The sequence below is a fragment of the Flavobacterium glucosi genome, assembly GCF_048286535.1.
Taxonomy (GTDB): domain Bacteria; phylum Bacteroidota; class Bacteroidia; order Flavobacteriales; family Flavobacteriaceae; genus Flavobacterium.
This window is the reverse complement of the sequence record NZ_JBLVPK010000001.1, coordinates 613241-632703: the sequence shown is the minus strand read 5'-3', so window position 1 is coordinate 632703 and position 19463 is coordinate 613241. Positions and strand designations below refer to the sequence as shown.

The window sequence follows — 19463 nt, the reverse complement described above, 5'->3', positions numbered from 1 at the left end:
TTGACTTTGTAACCTATAAAGTCATCATTAAATAGTATGCGCTTTAGAAATTCTTTAATTTTTATTATTTATCTTTACGGCTTAAATATTTACACCCACAATAATAGTTGCTTTTAATGATAAAAAACGAAGAATTTCAAGACGAAATAGGAGATAATCATTTTAGTTTATCCGCAAAAAATCCAGTAAGAGATGATGCATTTGACATTACTGATGATGAAAAAATTGAGAAAATAAAAAAAGACGTTGAGAGCATTCTAATCACACTTGGAATGGACTTGACTGACGATAGCTTAAAAGGCACGCCCAATCGTGTTGCAAAAATGTTTGTAAAAGAGATTTTTGGAGGTTTAAATCCTGCAAAAAAACCAAAAGCATCTACATTTGACAATAATTATAAATATGGCGAAATGTTAGTTGAAAAAAACATTATCGTTTACTCTACTTGCGAGCATCATTTATTGCCAATCATAGGAAGAGCGCATGTCGCTTATATTTCTAACGGGACCGTTATTGGCTTATCTAAAATGAATCGTATTGTAGAATATTATGCCAAAAGACCTCAGGTTCAAGAGCGTTTAACCATGCAAATTGTTCAGGAATTACAAATAGCATTAGGGACTGAAGATGTTGCGTGTGTGATTGATGCCAAACACCTTTGTGTTAATTCAAGAGGAATCAGTGATATTGAGAGTAGTACTGTGACATCAGAATTTGGTGGAAAATTTAAAGACAATGTAACTCGCAGAGAGTTTTTGGATTATATCAAATTAGAAACAAAGTTCTAAAATAGAAATAAATTTCATAGTACCGAAAAGCCCTAGCCCTGATGGAAGCGGTATCCTTTTTATGGCTTTTTTGCCATAAAAAAGATTAAGCGTACAGCAGGAATAAGCTCCTAAAAAATAAAAAATGCCATTATATAGTAGCCAAAATCTAAAAATATACAATTCTCTTTCGGGAGAAAAAGAAATTTTCACACCTATACATGAAGGAAATGTTGGAATGTACGTTTGTGGACCTACGGTTTACAGTAATGTGCATCTTGGGAATGTGCGAACATTCATGTCCTTTGATGTGATTTTCAGGTATTTTTTGCATTTAGACTACAAAGTGCGTTACGTTCGAAACATTACGGATGTGGGTCATATAGTCGATGATGTGGATGAAGGTGAAGATAAAATTGCAAAAAAAGCGCGTTTAGAACAACTGGAACCTATGGAAGTAGTGCAACGCTACACGGTCGATTTTCATGATATTTTGAATGAATTCAATTTTTTACCGCCAAGTATTGAGCCTACTGCTACAGGTCATATTATTGAACAAATAGAGATTATTAAAACCATTATCGACAAAGGAATTGGTTATGAAGCCAATGGATCTGTTTATTTTGATGTAGTAAAGTTCAATGAAACTAATCATTACGGAAGATTAAGCGGTCGGAATATTGAAGATATGCTTGCCAATACCCGAGATCTTGACGGTCAAAGTGACAAGAGAAATCCACAGGATTTTGCGCTTTGGAAAAAAGCCGAACCACAACATATCATGCGTTGGCCTTCGCCATGGAGCGATGGATTTCCAGGCTGGCATCTTGAATGTACTGCAATGAGTACAAAATATTTAGGCAATCATTTTGATATTCATGGTGGCGGAATGGATTTGAAATTCCCGCATCATGAATGTGAAATTGCTCAAAATGAAGCGTGTACCGGGCAAACTCCTGTTAATTACTGGTTGCATGCCAATATGCTGACTTTGAATGGTAAAAAAATGGCGAAATCTACTGGTAATAATATTTTGCCAAGAGAAATATTGACCGGAGAAAACACTATTCTAAGCAAAGCCTTTTCAGCATCGGTAGCACGATTTTTTATGTTACAAGCACATTACAGAAGTATCCTTGATTTTTCTGATGACGCTATTGTCGCTGCCGAAAAAGGATACAAACGATTAATGGAAGCTATGAATTCATTAAAAGAAATCACTGCTGGTTCAGAAAGTACGATTGCTATTCCGGCTTGGAAACAATTATGCTATGATGCCATGAATGATGATTTTAATACGCCAATTTTAATTGCTCAATTATTTGAAGGCGTTCGTTTTATCAATTTATTGAAAGATGGAAAAGAAACATTGAATACCGAGGATTTAAAATCTTTTGAAAAAGCAATGAACCGTTTTGTTTTTGAAGTCTTGGGACTGGAAGATGAAAAAGTTTCGGATAGCAGTAATGACAAATTAGAAGGAACGGTAAACATGCTTATTGAAATGAGAAAACAAGCTCGTGACAATAAAAATTTTGCTTTATCAGACCAAATTAGAGATCAATTGATTGCATTGGGAATTCAGTTGAAAGATGGAAAAGAAGGAACTACTTTTAGCATTTAGTTTCCCATATCAAGTTGCAGAGTACTACCGTGAAATAATTTTGATTAACAAAAGTGAAGTTTTAAATTCTAATACTAAAGTTATGTTGTCAAAAATAATTATTTACCCATTTTTACTATTGGTTCGGTTTTATCAAGTTGCTATTTCCCCATTTACTCCTGCAGCTTGCCGATTTGAGCCTACTTGCTCTTCGTATATGATTGAAGCATTACAAACCCATGGCTTATTTTATGGTGGATTTTTAGGAATGAAACGTATATTGAGTTGCCATCCTTGGGGAAAAACAGGTTATGATCCTGTTCCCAAAAAAGCATGTAATCACAAACATTAACTTTTTTTAAATACGAAATTTTACTTTAAATCTTTATTTTTACGACTAATAAACAAATTTAACACTAAATGACACACGCTTTAAACATCGTTTGGAATCCATCAGAAGGAATCGATTTAGGCTTTTTTATCATCCGATACTATAGCTTAATGTTTGTAATTGCTTTTGGATTAGGCTGGTACATAATGAAACATATATTTGAACGTGAAGGAGAATCTATAGAAAAATTAGATTCTTTGTTTATCTGGACTGTACTTGCTACTTTGATTGGCGCCCGTTTAGGACACGTTTTCTTTTATGATTGGGAATATTACCGCAATCATTTATTGGAAATCATTTTACCATTCCGCTTTTCGCCAAATTTTGAATTTACCGGTTACCAAGGTTTAGCAAGCCATGGTGCAGCAATTTCTATCATAATCGCGATGTATTTTTACAGTAAAAATGTCCTTAAAAAACCCCAAATGTGGATTTTAGACCGAGTGGTAATTCCTGTCGCCAGCGGAGCCATTTTTGTAAGATTAGGAAATTTTTTCAATTCAGAAATTATAGGTCATGAAACCAGCTCTCCATTTGGGATAAAATTCATCAAAGATCATTTTAGTCCAATGGATGCTGTTAATGCAACCCAAATAGCAAATCCTAAAGATGCCTATACCGCAATCACAACTGACCCTAAATTTGCAGCATTGCTGGAGCAGGTCCCAGTAAGACATCCTACTCAATTGTACGAAGCATTTTGTTACATTTTTGTTTTTGCAATCTTATTTTTCTTGTATTGGAAAACTGAAAAAAGAAACAAAACAGGATATATATTTGGTATGTTTTTAGTGCTTTTATTTTCTGTTCGTTTTGTGGTGGAATCGGTTAAAGAAAGCCAAGGCGGATTTGAAAGTTCTTTGGGATTATTTTCTACGGGACAATGGCTTAGTATTCCTTTTATTTTAATTGGACTCTATTTCATTTTCACTTCCGAAAAACCCCTTAAAATATAACATCTTATTTACTTAATGAAGCAAAAAAGCTCCCGCAGATACGAGGGCACTGAAAAAGTCCCGCTAAAAAAAATTCCTACAAAATCTTGATGGGAAAACGGAATAAACGCTCTGAGAATCGCTTAATCAAGTTTAAAAACTTTTAAGTATGAAAATATAGCAAAGAGAAGGGCTTAAACTGATTTAAAGTTTAAGCCCTTCTATTTATAGGTAGTTTTTCAGTGCCCTCGCAGATACGAGAGCTTTTTTGTTTTATCTTTTTAATGAGAAATGCGATCTAAATTTTTTGGGAACATCTTGTTCTGTGTATTCAATGCTGAACCAATAATCATTGGCTGGCATTGGCTGTCCAATGTACGTTCCGTCCCATCCTGTTCCATTTGGAAAAATTTCTTTTAAAAATTTACCATGACGGTCAAATATTAGAATTTTAGAATTTAATTGATTTTGTAAAGTAAAAACATTCCAAGTATCATTATACCCATCCTCATTTGGCGTGAAAAATTTAGGATAATTGATTACTAGGACATTAGTTCTTGTAATTGGAATGCTACAGCCATTTTTCTCTTGAACTGTAATGGAATGAGTTCCTACAGAAACATATTCAAAAACTGGGCTTTCCTGAAATGGTCCATCATCTAATTGATACTCATAATCTCCAGTTCCAGTAGCGATGACAGTCACCACTTGATTTTTAGCAAAAGGTTCAGAAACTGTCCAATCTACAGCTAAGAGCGTATTTGAAGGATTCACTGTAACATTAATTGTTTTTGAAGTGGCACATTGATTTGAGTTTGGAGAAAAAACATAAGCAGCGCTTGCCATGTTGTTTACAATTGCTGGTGACCAAGTCCCTCTGATTCCATTTGGAGAAGTAGTATTCAAAATAGGAGTAATACCGCCCATGCAGATTGAGAAATTAGAAAAATTAGGTTGAACAAGAGGAATAACCGCTACTGTTAATGTTTGATTGTTTGCACACTCAGATGTATTTGGCGTAAAAATATAACTTCCACTAGTTGTATTGCTTACTGTTGACGGTGTCCAAGTTCCTGTGATTCCATTAGGTGATGTTGTTGCTAATATTGGTGCGGCAGATCCTGAACAAAACGGAGCTATTGCTGAAAAATTAGGTGTTCGCTTTGGTATAATTTTGACATTTAATGTTTGCGTAGTCGCGCATTGATTGGGATTTGGAGTAAAAACATAATTGTTGCTCGCTGTATTACTAACCGTTGACGGAGCCCATGTTCCAACAATACCATTTGGAGAAGTATTAGTCAGAAGTGGGGCTGTAGTTCCAGAACAAAACGGTGGAATATTTGCAAAATTTGGCGTAACTAGGGTTACAATATTTATTGTGACTCTAGATAACGTAGTTGAAGTACATTGACCTGTATTAGGTGTAAAAGTATAAGTGACAGGCCCTAAAACTGCTGTATTAACCGAAGCCGGACTCCAAGTACCTGAAATAGCTGGTGTATTATTTGAATTTGTTGGCAAGATTGGTGCAGTTGTATTTTGACAAACAGTAGCTGGAATACCAGTAAATGTTGGTGTGACTAATGGTGTAACAATTACATTCAAAGTTTGTGTAGCTGCACATGGAAACAACGTTGAATTTGGAGTAAACACATAACTTCCGCTAGTTGTATTGCTTATAATTGCTGGCGACCAAGTTCCCGTGATTCCATTTGGAGATGTAGGGTTTAATAATGGTGCTGGAGTTCCTGTACAAAAAGGAGCTATGACAGGGAAATTAGGAGTTACTGTTGAAGTTCCACAGGGAACACTACAAGTAATGGTTTGTGAAGACACACAAGGATGTGTAGCTGAAGACAACGTTAATGTTGCAGACTGCCCTGGTAACATATTAAAAACCTGAACATGAGAAACGCTAGTGTTTCCAGTGACTGCAGAGGCGCCTTGAATTGTATAGGTGTAATTATATGAATTAGAAATCAGAGGATTATTAGCCCAATCAAAAAATACGGAAGAAGTTCTATCAGCTGGTAAAATCTGCGAAGCGTCACATCTGAAACTAAGAATAGTTGCTCCATTGTTAGCAACTACGATAACATCAATTTTTGAACGAGTACTTTCAACACCTCCTACAGTTTCGCTAACATAATAAGAAGTAGTGCCTAGGGCAACTGTTGAAGGAGTTGGTGCAGTAACTGAAGCTGTTCCACCTGTTGCATTTGTTCCATACCAATTTAGTGTTCCTCCAGAAGATGCTGTAGCGGTCAATGCAGTTGCAGCAGCATTTTGACAATAATAAACAGGGGATGTAACTGTTGGCGGGGAAGCAAAAAAAACGAATTCTGTACTTACAGTAGTAAGAGGTAGTAAGGCAACCTTAGCATTAGAAATTTTTTCTAAAGTAAAAAATGAGTTATTGTTAACCAAATCAACACTACTATATTCAAGAGCAATACTGTCATTTTTAGCAAAAAGAACTGAATTAGATAAAATTGTAATCAAAAAAATAAAAACGAAAGACTTGATAAATTTTTCCATTATTAGTTAGGTTTTAATTTAATCAAAAAAGTAGTAAGCAATAACAAATATTTAGTAAATATATAAATTTTATACTTTCATAATATATAAGTTTTGACATATTAACTGATTATAAGTGACATAGAAAAAAAACTATAGATATTCTATAAAGGAAATGAAAAACCGAAATCAATATTTTTAGTATTGTAACCTGAATTAGAACTTTGCAATCCAGCATTGGAGATATGGCGAAAATTGGGTCTTATGTCAAATTCAATTTTATTTATTTTAAAAGTAAAGCCAATAGCCAATACATCTGAAAAGGCAAAACCTTTTGATAATCGTTCCGTTTCTGTATCAGTATACATAGGTCCAACACTTCCTAAAAGATAAATACTCGCCGTTTTAAAAATTGGTTTTCGCATCAAAAAACCAATATTCAAAACATATTCTTTTATATCTTTTAACTTGGTATATCTTTCCCTTTTTTTCATGTAATTAGGATCATCAGGCTGTACAAAATAAAAATTCAACAGTTGGTGTTTCGCAAAGTTTAGCTCTGGCTGCAGCAAGAACTCATACTCAAAGTTTTTTGTTTCTTTTATTGTATAGTATAATTGAAGTTTATAATAATTGTTGGTATACGTATAATCACTGTTTTTTAATTCATTCCCAAAACCATAATCAACACCTAATTTTTACTTTACTCCAATTATCTTGAGCGTAAAACGTCTGACAACTAAAGACAATAATTAAAATAAAAAATATTTTTTTATACATTAAATTTATTTTAAAGACATTACATTTCCTTACCGTTAAATTACAACTAAAAATAGTCATTACGGATTAAAAAAAAAGAGATTCAACTTACGTTGAATCTCTTTTAAAAATTTATATAAAAAAGCTTTTTTAGCTTTCCTGATGTGCTTTTTCTACCTTGCTTTTATCTTCTTTAGAGATTGTATCCACAAGTACTGGAGTTGCAATAAACAATGAAGAATAAGTTCCCACAATAATACCTACTAACATTGCGAATATAAATCCTCTGATAGATTCCCCACCAAAAACAAACATGATTAATAAAACCACGATCATTGTCAATGAAGTATTTATTGTTCTAGACATCGTCGTATTAATAGATTGATTTACAATCTCAGCAAAAGTACCTTTTGTTTTACCGGCTAAATACTCTCTAACCCTGTCAAATACAATAACTGTATCGTTCATAGAATACCCAATAACGGTTAGAATCGCAGCGATAAAATGCTGATCGATTTCCATACCAAAAGGCATAAATTTATAGCATAATGAATAAATTCCTAATACAAAAATAACATCATGTGCAATAGCTGCAATAGCCCCTAAACTGTATTGCCATTTTCTGTAACTGATCATCAAGTATAAAAATACGATCGCCATCGCTCCAAGAACAGCCCAATATGCGTTAGTCTTGATATCCTGCGCAACAGTTGGACCAACTTTAGAAGCTAGTAAAACACCTACTTTTTTACCATCATAAGCATTTATAAATTTATCATAAGTCATATCTGCTGAAAAATGCTGTTTTAAAGTAGCAAACAATAATTTATTCACTTCTTCATCCGCCTTAATTCCTGGTTCTTGAACTTTGAATTTTGTTGTGATTTTTAATTGATTATTACTACCAAATATTTTTACTTCAGCACTCCCTTCAAAAACTTTAGCTAATTCTGCTTTTACAGCTTCTGTTCCAATTGGTTTTTCAAAACGTACTTGAAATGTTCTTCCTCCAACAAAATCAACACCTTCATCAAGCCCGTTTGTTGCTAAAGAGATAACACTTATTACAACTACTATACTTGAGAATAGATAGGTCCATTTTTTAATTCCCAAGAAATCAAAATGAAAGTTATTAAACATATTCTTAGAGAAATTTGTAACAAACGTCAAATTATTCTTTTTACTTATGTTCCAATCAATGAAGATTCTTGCAATAAAGATCGAAGTAAATAATGATGTTACGATACCAATCAATAATGTAGTTGCAAAACCTTTAATTGGTCCTGAACCAAAAATAAACAATACCGCTCCAGTTAAAATATGCGTTACGTTAGCATCAGTAATTGATGACATCGCTCCTCTCCAACTGTAGGAAGTTTTAATTGCTTCTTCCAATGTTTTTCCAGCACGTAGTTCTTCTTTTGCTCTTTCGTAAATAATGATATTCGCATCAACTGCAGTTCCCATTGTTAAAACAATACCGGCAATACCTGGCAATGTAAGAACTGCTCCGATACTTGCTAAAATTCCGAACAAGAAAAGTAAGTTAACCGCTAATGCAACATTAGCATACCATCCAGCTTTACCATAATAAATCATCATCCAAAGTGATACTAAAAGTAATCCTATCAAAGCAGAATTAGTACCATTATCAATTGCTTCTTGCCCTAAGGATGGACCTACAACTTCAGATTGAACAATATCTGCTGCTGCAGGAAGTTTCCCTGCTCTTAACACATTCGCTAAATCTTTCGTTTGTGTAATATCAAAAGCTCCTGAAATTTCAGATCTACCTCCTGAAATTGCACCTGTAGAAACTCCCGGTGCAGAATAAACTACATCATCAAGAACAATAGCAATATTACTTTTTTGCGTATACGCCCTACCGGTCAATTCTTCCCAAGCTTTAGCTCCTTGACCATTCATTTGCATTGAAACCGCTGGTTTACCCGATTGGTCAAATGTATCTTTTGCATCAGTAACCACTCCGCCAGCCATTGCCGGCACATTGTCCCTGTTTCCTTTTAAAGCATATAATTCTAAAACTTCAATATTTTTAGCTTTGGCATCTTTTATTGTAGTTGGAATACCCCAAACAAATTTTGCATAACGTTGCTCTGCTGTCAACAAGATTCTAATATCAGCTCTTTTCAAATATCCGTTTATTACGGCAGTATCTTTTGGAGAGAAAAGCCCTAAAACTGGACCTCCACCTTGACCAATAATTTTATCAAATAAAGGATTTTCTCCTTTTTTAGTAGCAGTTGAATCTTTAGTATCCGTAAGTAAAGCACTTAAAGAATCTTTTACAACTGGTTTTACTTCCGTAATTTTGATTTCAGTTTTTTTCAATGCCTCATTAGCAGCCATTAAAAAGCTACCTATTTCTTCAATTTTGTAGGTTTCCCAGAACTGCAATTGAGCTGTGCTTGACAATAATTTTTTAGCACGATCTACATCTTTTGCACCAGGAAGTTCAACAAGAATCTGACCTGAATTTCCTAATTTTTGAATATTAGGTTGCGTTACACCAAATTGATCGATACGTTTTCTTAAAACTCCAAAAGCACTTTCTACAGACTCATCTACTTTTCTGGAGATAACCTTTCTTACTTCGGCATCTGTCATTTGAAAATCAACTCCACCTTCACCTTGTAAACTTCTGTTTGCGAAAATATCAGGAGAAGCTAATTTTACAGTTCCTTTTGAATTTGCTTCAAAAGCATCAAAAAACTTATCTAAATACGATTTATTCCCTTGTAAATCTGCAGTAGCATCAGCCAAAGACTTATTAAAAACTGGGTTTTTAGAATTATTCGATAATCCTTTTAAAATGTCTTTTACCGATATTTGAAGTATAACATTGATTCCACCTTCTAAGTCAAGACCTTTATTGATTTGTTTGTCACTAACTTCATTGAACGTAAAATCCGTAAAACCAAGATTAAATACTTTTTCTTTACTAATAGAATCTAAATATTTTACTTCTTTTTCAGGATTTCCACCAGCAAAAGATTTTGCATCACTTTTTACTTTGCTTGCAACAAAAGTGAAAGAAAGTTGGTAAATACTTACCAATGCAAATAGAATTGCGAAAAATTTAATAAGTCCTTTATTCTGCATTATTACTAAAAATTAATTATTTTTTATTTATTTATTTTTGCTTTAAACCTTATAGAATAAGACTTGACATCGATTTTTTAAATTCAAAAAAGAATATCTCGAACTACATCATTTTTTTAAACCGAGCAAATATATAATTAACGTTAAGATTAACCAATTTATTTATTAATTAATCTCAAGAAAAAGACTGCATATTAGCAGTCTTCCTTGTTATATATGTATTTTTTATGCTAAAATCGATTTTAAGGCATCATTCATTTGTCTAACCGCGTCAGCACTTTTAGCAAATAAGGCTTTTTCTTGTTCATTGAGCTTAATGTCAAGGATTTCTTCCACTCCATTTTTACCAATAATACAAGGAACACCTATACAGATATCATTTTGACCGTATTCTCCCTCAACAAAAACAGAACAAGCAATCATTTTCTTTTGGTCATTCAAAATACTGTCTACCAAGAAAGCAACTGAAGCCCCAGGTGCATACCACGCCGAAGTTCCTAAAAGACCTGTAAGTGTAGCTCCGCCAATCATCGTATCTGCAGCTACTTTTTGCAATTCTTCTTCTGATAGAAATTGAGAAACTGGAATTCCATTATAAGAAGCCAATCTTGTTAAAGGAATCATAGTAGTATCACCATGTCCGCCAATAACCATTGCTGAAATATCATTAGCCGGTTTATCTAAAGCCAAAGATAAATAGGTTCTAAAACGAGAACTGTCTAACGCTCCTCCCATACCTATTATTCTATTTTTTGGCAATCCAGTAGATTTCAATGCTAAATAAGTCATGGTATCCATAGGGTTAGAAACTACAACTATTATAGTATCCGGTGAATGTTTCAATACGTTTTCAGCAACTGTTTTCACGATTCCTGCGTTGATCCCTATCAATTCTTCACGAGTCATTCCTGGTTTTCTTGGAATTCCGGATGTAATAACAACTACATCACTTCCAGCGGTTTTAGAATAATCATTGGTAACACCTGATACTTTGGTATTAAAACCCGTATTAGTAGCACATTGCATAATATCTAAAGCTTTACCTTCGGCAAAACCCTCTCTGATATCTAACAATATTACTTCGCTGGCAATTCCTCTATAAGAAATTACATCTGCACAGGTTGCACCTACATTTCCTGCTCCTACAATGGTAACTTTCATATTTATTAGTTTATTTGGTTATTTGTTTAACCGTTGAATCGATTAAATAAATAACCAAATCAACGAATAAACTTTTTGATTAAGCATCAATATTTGCATAAACTGCATTTTTCTCAATAAATTCTCTTCGTGGCGGTACCTCATCACCCATTAACATAGAGAAAACTCTATCGGCTTCCGCCAAACTGTCAATAGTTACCTGACGCAACGTTCTGAAACTTGGATCCATTGTAGTTTCCCATAGTTGCTCCGCATTCATCTCCCCAAGACCTTTATAACGTTGAATTCCTGCGCTTCCGCCCATTCTTTCATTCGCTTGATCACGCTGAACGTCATTCCAAGCGTATTCTTTCTTGTTTCCTTTTTTAACTAAATACAAAGGTGGTGCTGCAATATATACGTGCCCTTCTTCGATTAATTCTTTCATAAACCTAAAGAAGAACGTCAAGATTAAAGTAGAAATGTGACTACCATCGACATCGGCATCACACATAATAATTACTTTATGGTAGCGTAATTTTTCAATATTTAAGGCTTTACTATCTTCAGCAGTTCCTATTGTAACTCCTAAAGCAGTAAATATATTTCGAATCTCTTCATTTTCAAAAACTTTGTGAACCATTGCTTTTTCTACGTTCAAAATCTTACCACGTAATGGTAAAATAGCCTGAAACGCACGATCACGACCTTGTTTTGCTGTTCCACCCGCCGAATCTCCCTCGACAAGATATACTTCGCATTTTGCAGGGTCTTGCTCTGAACAATCTGATAATTTCCCTGGCAATCCACCGCCTCCCATTACGGTTTTGCGTTGTACCATTTCACGCGCTTTTTTGGCTGCGTGACGAGCCTGTGCTGCAAGAATTACTTTTTGAACAATGATACGGGCATCATTTGGATTTTCTTCCAAATAATTCTCAATCATTTCACTCACCGCTTGACTTACTGGCGAAACAACTTCTCTGTTTCCAAGTTTTGTTTTAGTTTGCCCCTCAAATTGTGGTTCCGCAACTTTTACAGAAATAATAGCTGTCAATCCCTCACGAAAGTCATCACCAGAAATATCAAATTTCAGTTTGTCTAACATTCCAGAAGCATCAGCATATTTCTTTAAAGATCTGGTCAAACCAGTTCTAAAACCCTGCAAGTGCGTTCCTCCTTCGTGCGTATTGATATTGTTTACATACGAAAAAATATTTTCGGTGTAACTTGTATTATAAATTAACGCAACCTCAACTGGAATTTCTCCTTTGTCATGATCCATAGAAATAACGTGTGCAATAATGGGCTCACGATTTCCATCTAAATACCGGATATATTCTTTAAGACCTTCTGTAGAATGAAAGATTTCAGAAACAAAATTTCCGTCTTTATCTAATTCTCTTTTATCTGTAAATGTAATTGTAATTCCTTTATTCAAGTATGACAATTCGCGCATACGAGCAGACAAAGTATCATAAGAATACTCTATTGTTTGCGTAAATATGCTTGGATCAGGATAAAAAGTTACAATAGTACCTCTCTTAGTCGTTTCCCCAATTTGTTTAACCGGATACAACGCCTTTCCTTTTTCATATTCTTGCTCATATACTTTTCCATCACTGCTGTGAACGGTAGCTCTCAAATGATTAGATAAAGCGTTTACTACAGAAACCCCAACACCGTGAAGCCCTCCAGAAACTTTATACGAATCTTTATCAAATTTACCTCCGGCACCAATCTTGGTCATTACAACCTCTAATGCCGAAACACCTTCTTTTTTATGAATACCAACTGGAATACCACGTCCATTATCTTCAACGGAAATAGAACCATCCGCATTTATATCCACTATAATTGTATCACAATGACCTCCCATTGCCTCATCAATAGAGTTATCTACAACTTCATAAACTAAATGGTGGAGTCCTCGAACACCTACATCTCCAATATACATTGATGGACGCATTCTTACATGCTCCATTCCTTCTAATGCCTGAATACTATCCGCTGAATAATTGTCCTTCTTGATTTCTTCGCTCATATATTTTATTCTAAAAAAATGTAATTTTTGTCTAACACGCAAATATATAAAAACGCAAATTATATAACCGTTAAAATCCCTTTTTAAGCTCTTAAGTTATTAACATTTGTTCATATAACGACAAAAAAATGCTCTCAAAATGGAGAGCATTTTCTATTTATGTAAAATCAAATTATTATTTTAGACCGTAGCCCCAGTTTTAGCAATTTCGGTATCTGCCTGAACGTGCGACGCATTGGCTCTTCCGCTTGGATCTTGGTTTTCCTGCCATTTTGGAATCCACTTCCTAACCGTTTGTGCCGCACTTACTTGCGGATAATATTTATTAAATATTGACCTGTAAAAATACGCTTCTTTAGTTGCGGGAGAATTGTATGGGAATTCTGTTGCTGCTCCGGCTAATTGCTCATCCGTAACCTGAGTAGCACAATAATCAATTAATTCATCAATCCAGTTGTACCCAACACCATCAGAAAACTGTTCTTTTTGCCTCCACAAAACTTCCTCTGGAAGATATGGATTATCCGGAGTATCAAATGCTTTTCTTAAAATGTATTTTTCTTTTCCATCGTACGTTTTAGGCATCTTTTCTTCTGCTTTGATACGAACTGCTACATCCAAGAAAGCTTTGTCTAAAAACGGAACTCTAGCCTCTAATCCGTGAGCCATTGTTGATTTATCTGCTCTTAATAAATCCGCAGTAAATAATTTTTGAACCCTTTCAATGGTTTCCTTTTGAAAATCTTCTGTCGAAGGTGCATTTCTAAAATACAAATACCCGCCAAAAATCTCATCGGCTCCTTCACCTGAAAGCACCACTTTTATTCCCATATCCGCAATGGCTTTAGATAAGAAATACATTGGAGTACTTGCTCGTACCGAAGTCACGTCATAGGTTTCTAAATGCCAGATTAATTTATCTAATATTTTAATTCCCTCCTCGACAGTGAAGTGAATTTCATGATGCATAGTTCCTAAATATTCCGCTACTTTTCTGGCAGCCGCTGCATCCGGAGCATCAGCATCTAAACCAATAGAGAATGAATGTAATTTTTGACCGCTTTCCGCCAATAATCTGGAAGCAATTGCCGTAGTCAAGGAAGAATCCAATCCACCAGAAAGCAATACCCCAATAGGCACATCACTCATCAGTCGTTTGCGAGTCGCTTCGGTCAACGTTTCTCTGATTAATTTCAAGTCTAATTCTTGGTCTGCTTTTAAATAATCTTCGTATTCCGGCTTGTAATATTTTACAAAACCCGTTTTTTGAGTATAAAAATGTCCCGGAGGAAAAGTAGAAAATGTTTTACATTGATCCACAATAGGTTTCATTTCAGAGGAGAAATAGATTCTTCCTCTTTCGTCTAAACCATAATACAACGGCTTCACTCCCATCGGGTCTCTACCGGCAATAAAATCATCACCATCAACCACTACAAAAGCCCAATCTCCATCGAGCATGTTGCAAAAATCATAACCAAACTCTTCGTACAAATGCACAATAACCTCTGAATCTGATTTCGTTCTAAAAGTATGTTCTTTCAAAACACCATCTCTTAATTCCTGATGATTGTATATTTCGCCATTATGAACCATAAAAGCCGTTTTTGTTCCTTGTATCGGTTGTTTTCCGGAATGTAAATCGATAATAGACAATCGTTCATGGCTCAAAATATGTCCTTTCTCCATAACATGCAAATCACTTTCATCCGGGCCACGATGTGACATTCTTTTCGAAAGTTCTCCAACTAACTGTTCATCTTTTCCTCTTCCTATAATGGCTAATATTCCGCACATAACATTATATTTTTATTTTTTTCCAATTCTAACGCAACAAATATGCGATAGCAGTTATAAATACAAAACACAAACACACTATTTAGTTTCCATTTGAAACAAAAAAATTAATTTTACATTTAAAGTGTAATTAGAATAATCAATTAATAAAATTATTCTTTTACAATTGTAATTCATTAAGGAAGGTCCACAAACTTATTTCACTTTCTGACCTTTTAAATACGTGTGCGTTGGTTTCATTTTCACTATTTTATTTTCTTCCACTTTCATTAAATCCTGATCATACATTACAAAGTCAGCCCATTTACCCACTTCCAGACTTCCTTTTTCTTTTTCTTCGAAATTAGAATAAGCCGCCCAAATGGTCATTCCTCTTAACGTTTCGGCTCTAGTCAACGCATTTTCCATCTGGAAACCACCTTTTGGATATTCCTTACTGTCTTTTCGGGCTACAGCAGCATGAAAAGTCAGCATCGGATTTACTTCCTCTACAGGAAAATCGGTCCCTAAAGCTATCATTCCCGCTTTTTGAAGCAATTTTTTATAAGCATAGGCATTTTTCAGTCTTTCTTTCCCCAATCTATCTTCAGCCCAGTACATATCAGATGTGGCATGCGTGGGTTGAACCGAAGGAATAATTCCGAATTTAAAATAGTCAAAATCAGCTTCACGTAGAACTTGTGCGTGCTCAATTTTCCATCTTCGGTCTTTTGTACCTTCTAAAACTTGTCTGTATATTTTTAAAATCACCGTATTTGCCGAATCGCCGATAGCGTGTGTATTCAGCTGAAACTTTGAAGTCGCAATTTGCCTGGCTACTTCTTTTAATTCTGGAACCGGTGCCAACAAAGCGCCATATTGGTCGGGCTTATCAGAATACGGTTTGTGCATGCAAGCGCCACGAGAACCCAAAGCGCCATCTCCATACATTTTAAAGGAACGTACATTTAGATTATCCGTTTTATAAATTCCTTTTTTAAGATACAAATCGATATTTTTTTGATTGGCAGTAACCATAGCATATACATTAAGCGTCATCAATTTTGCTTTTTGCAAACTGTCCATCAAATGAATAATATCCGGATCCAATCCTGCATCATTTACGGTTGTCAAACCATAATCAAACATTACTTTTTCGGCATCCAATAAAGCGGCAATTTGTATTTTACGGGTTGGTTTTGGAATTATTTTAAACACTAATTCCATCGGATTATCTACTAAAATTCCTGTTGGTTCCCCGTTTGCAATTTCAATTTGACCGCCAATGGCTTTCGTATTTTTTGTAATTCCTGCTAATTTCAAAGCCTTACTATTCACTATAATGGCATGCCCGTCAACTCTATTCAAGACTACGGGAATATCCGGAAATGCAGCATCTAAATCTGCTTTTGTAGGATACTTTTTTACTTTCCAATCGTTTTGATCCCAACCGTTACCGACAATAAACGTTGGATTCTTATCTTTTTGAAAAGCCTTTAAACGGGTAATTATTTCGGCCATACTTTTGGTACCGCGTAAATCAGCTTCCTGTAAACTTAATCCATAGCTGTAAAAATGACAATGCGCGTCAATTAAACCTGGATAAATAAATTTCCCTTCGGCTTCTATCGTATTCTTAGATTCATATTGTTTTGCAATTTCTCGATTTGTACCAATAGCCACAATTTTTCCCTTATCGATTGCCATAGCCGAAGCCTTTTCAAAAGAATTATTGATGGAATAAATCGTTGCATCTGTAATAATGGTATCAACGGAAATTTTATTTTTTTGATCACAGGAAATCAATAAAAACAAAGCAAGAAATAATGTAATGAATTTCATAATAAAAAATTTAGTTATGCTAATATAAAAAACTCTAAGTAATTATAACGTTTTTTCAAACTGTATCCTTCTCCATAAAATAATTTCCATAAAAAAACGCTCTCGAAAAGGAGAGCGTTTGTCTGTTTATAAAATCTTAGTTAAATTGTGATTATGCTGTTACATACGCATCATCATGTACACTAGCTACTGCTCTTCCGGACGGATCATTCATATTCTTGAATGCTTCATCCCACTCCAAGGCAATTTTTGTACTACACGCCACACTTGCTTCTTGCGGTACACATAAAGCAGCGGCATCACTTGGAAAATGCTCATGAAAGATAGAACGATAATAATATTCTTCTTTAGAAGTTGGCGTTTGCAGAGGGAACTTGTATTTAGCATTTGCTAATTGTTCATCGGTAATTTCAATAGCTACCACTTCTTTCAAAGTATCAATCCAACCGTATCCAACACCATCACTAAACTGTTCTTTTTGTCTCCAAGCCACACTTGGCGGCAACATTTCTTCAAAAGCTTTACGAACGACCCATTTTTCCATTGGGTGTTCAGCGTTGATCATTTTATCTTGTGGATTAACTCGCATCGCCACATCCATAAACTCTTTGTCTAAAAACGGCACACGTCCTTCAATTCCCCATGCTGCTAAACTTTTGTTAGCACGCAAACAGTCATACATGTGCAATTTACCTAGTTTACGTACGTTTTCTTCATGGAATTCTCTTGCGTTTGGTGCTTTGTGAAAGTATAAATAACCTCCAAAAAGTTCATCTGCTCCTTCACCAGATAATACCATTTTAATCCCCATTGATTTAATAACTCTCGCCATTAACCACATAGGTGTTGAGGCTCTAATCGTAGTCACATCATACGTTTCTAAGTTGTAAATTACATCTTTAATCGCATCCAAACCTTCTTGAATAGTGAATTTTATTTCGTGGTGAATCGTTCCAATATGATCTGCCACTATTTGGGCTGCCGCTAAATCTGGAGAACCATCCAATCCTACCGAGAAAGAATGCAATTGCGGATACCAAGCATCGGCAACATCGCCGGATTCGATACGTTTTTGCGCATATTTTTTGGCCACAGCCGACGTAATTGAAGAATCTAATCCACCCGAAAGTAATACTCCATAAGGCACATCACTCATCAATTGTCTGTGAACCGCTGCTTCTAAAGCGACTTTAATTTCGTCAATGCTGGTTACGTTGTCTTTTACAGCATCGTAATCAACCCATTCCCTTTTATACCATTGTACAAATTCTCCATCCTTGCTTGACATATAATGTCCCGGAGGAAACAATTGAATTTTGGTACAATATCCTTCTAATGCTTTCAATTCTGAAGCTACATAAAAAGTTCCGTGTTCATCCCAACCAATGTATAATGGAATAATTCCCATGTGATCACGAGCAACAAAATACTCATCTTTTTCTACATCATAAATGGCAAATCCAAAAATCCCGTTCATTTCATCAATAAAATGAGGTCCTTTTTCTTTGTAAAGTGCTAAAATAACCTCACAGTCACTTTCCGTTTGAAAGTTGTATTTCCCTTCAAATTGTTTACGCAATGCTCTGTGGTTATAAATTTCACCATTTGCCGCTAAAACAAGTTGTTTGTCTTCACTGAACAAAGGTTGTTTCCCTGAAGCTGGATCAACAATTGCCAAACGCTCGTGAGATAAAATAGCTTTTTCATTACTGAAAATTCCGCTCCAGTCCGGTCCACGATGACGGATAATTTTAGACATTTCTAACACTTGTGGTCTTAAAATTTCCGCTTTTTGTTTTAAATCAAAGGCACATACTATTCCGCACATAACTATATGTTTTTATTGTTTTGTTTATTTTGATAGGGCAAAGATGGCGTTATAGTTCTAATTGAAAAACACAAATGCTATTTTTAGTTATAAATAATAACTAAAAAAGACTATTTTAGTTTAAAATGTAATTGAAAGGTTATAAAAATAGAATTGAAGTTGTGGATTGTAAAAATGGAATGTAAATTATAACAGCTTTTTATTCGATAGTCTCCACTAAATACTTCGTACCATTAATCTCAAAAGTAAACCCTTCTTGATTTCCCATGAGTTTACTTCCCAAAGGCGATTGTGGAGATAATGCGATAATATTGATTCCTTCGACATTAATTTTTGGAAGTGCCACACTCAGGTATAAATAGATTCCATTTGCTTTTACTAAGCTCCCCACAATAATAGTTTCAGCACTTGCAGTAGCGTCAATTTTATCCAAAACTGTTTTTTGATCCAGTACTTCTCTCAATTTACGATTGAGTTTTTCCTGCTCAATATGCATCATCGACAAAGCGGTTTCATGTTTGTCTCCAGCAGAACCTTTGGCGTCGTTTTTAGAATCTTCGGTAAGTGCCACAATCATATCTTTGAAAACATCGATTCGATCCTGAACTAATTGCAGGTAATGGGCATGTATTTTTTGTTTGAAAGTCATAATTTAAAGTTTAACCACAAAGTTCACAAAGAAAGCACATTGTTCACGAAGTTTTTTTTTAATTATATTTTCTGTATTTAGAAAAA

General features: G+C 34.8%; 13 protein-coding genes. 4 read left to right on the top strand and 9 right to left on the bottom strand.

The window, feature by feature from the left end; genetic code table 11:
• The first annotated feature begins 116 nt into the window (after positions 1-116).
• The 4 genes from folE (at position 117) to lgt (ending at position 3717) form a co-directional block, all read left to right on the top strand.
• Positions 117-788 (top strand): GTP cyclohydrolase I FolE, encoded by a 672-nt coding sequence (folE, locus tag ACNQGD_RS02985; protein ID WP_417992675.1) that lies wholly within the window; start codon positions 117-119, stop codon positions 786-788.
• A 124-nt stretch (positions 789-912) separates the two neighbouring features.
• Positions 913-2391 (top strand): cysteine--tRNA ligase, encoded by a 1479-nt coding sequence (gene cysS / locus ACNQGD_RS02980; RefSeq protein ID WP_417998236.1) that lies wholly within the window; start codon positions 913-915, stop codon positions 2389-2391.
• An 82-nt stretch (positions 2392-2473) separates the two neighbouring features.
• The gene (yidD, locus tag ACNQGD_RS02975) at positions 2474-2722 is read left to right on the top strand and encodes a membrane protein insertion efficiency factor YidD (RefSeq protein ID WP_417992681.1); all 249 of its coding nucleotides are present in this window, start codon (positions 2474-2476) and stop codon (positions 2720-2722) included.
• A 68-nt stretch (positions 2723-2790) separates the two neighbouring features.
• Positions 2791-3717 (top strand): prolipoprotein diacylglyceryl transferase, encoded by a 927-nt coding sequence (gene lgt, locus ACNQGD_RS02970; RefSeq protein WP_417998235.1) that lies wholly within the window; start codon positions 2791-2793, stop codon positions 3715-3717.
• 252 nt (positions 3718-3969) lie between these two features.
• Here lgt and ACNQGD_RS02965 read toward each other — a convergent pair whose 3' ends face one another.
• The 9 genes from ACNQGD_RS02965 to ACNQGD_RS02925 all read right to left on the bottom strand — a co-directional run bounded on the left by ACNQGD_RS02965 (position 3970) and on the right by ACNQGD_RS02925 (position 19377).
• Positions 3970-6237, bottom strand: a complete 2268-nt coding sequence (locus tag ACNQGD_RS02965) for a T9SS type B sorting domain-containing protein (protein ID WP_417998234.1) — start codon at positions 6235-6237, stop codon at positions 3970-3972.
• A 143-nt stretch (positions 6238-6380) separates the two neighbouring features.
• Entirely contained in the window at positions 6381-6710 is a 330-nt protein-coding gene (locus ACNQGD_RS02960; protein ID WP_417998233.1) for an acyloxyacyl hydrolase, read from the bottom strand.
• A gap of 415 nt (positions 6711-7125) precedes the next feature.
• Positions 7126-10098 carry a protein translocase subunit SecDF gene (gene secDF / locus ACNQGD_RS02955; RefSeq protein ID WP_417992670.1) on the bottom strand — a complete coding sequence of 991 codons (2973 nt, stop codon included), beginning with the start codon at positions 10096-10098 and terminating at the stop codon, positions 7126-7128.
• A gap of 225 nt (positions 10099-10323) precedes the next feature.
• Positions 10324-11259 carry a malate dehydrogenase gene (gene mdh / locus ACNQGD_RS02950; protein WP_417998232.1) on the bottom strand — a complete coding sequence of 312 codons (936 nt, stop codon included), beginning with the start codon at positions 11257-11259 and terminating at the stop codon, positions 10324-10326.
• A 79-nt stretch (positions 11260-11338) separates the two neighbouring features.
• The gene (gene gyrB / locus ACNQGD_RS02945) at positions 11339-13282 is read right to left on the bottom strand and encodes a DNA topoisomerase (ATP-hydrolyzing) subunit B (protein WP_417992668.1); all 1944 of its coding nucleotides are present in this window, start codon (positions 13280-13282) and stop codon (positions 11339-11341) included.
• 180 nt (positions 13283-13462) lie between these two features.
• A complete protein-coding gene (gene asnB / locus ACNQGD_RS02940) occupies positions 13463-15079 on the bottom strand; it encodes an asparagine synthase B (RefSeq protein ID WP_417998231.1) in 1617 nt (538 codons plus the stop codon).
• A 195-nt stretch (positions 15080-15274) separates the two neighbouring features.
• A complete protein-coding gene (locus ACNQGD_RS02935; protein ID WP_417998230.1) occupies positions 15275-16900 on the bottom strand; it encodes an amidohydrolase in 1626 nt (541 codons plus the stop codon).
• 151 nt (positions 16901-17051) lie between these two features.
• A complete protein-coding gene (gene asnB / locus ACNQGD_RS02930; protein WP_417998229.1) occupies positions 17052-18728 on the bottom strand; it encodes an asparagine synthase B in 1677 nt (558 codons plus the stop codon).
• A 199-nt stretch (positions 18729-18927) separates the two neighbouring features.
• Positions 18928-19377, bottom strand: coding sequence for a hypothetical protein (locus tag ACNQGD_RS02925; RefSeq protein ID WP_417996715.1), 450 nt, complete (start codon positions 19375-19377; stop codon positions 18928-18930).
• Positions 19378-19463 lie beyond the last annotated feature (86 nt).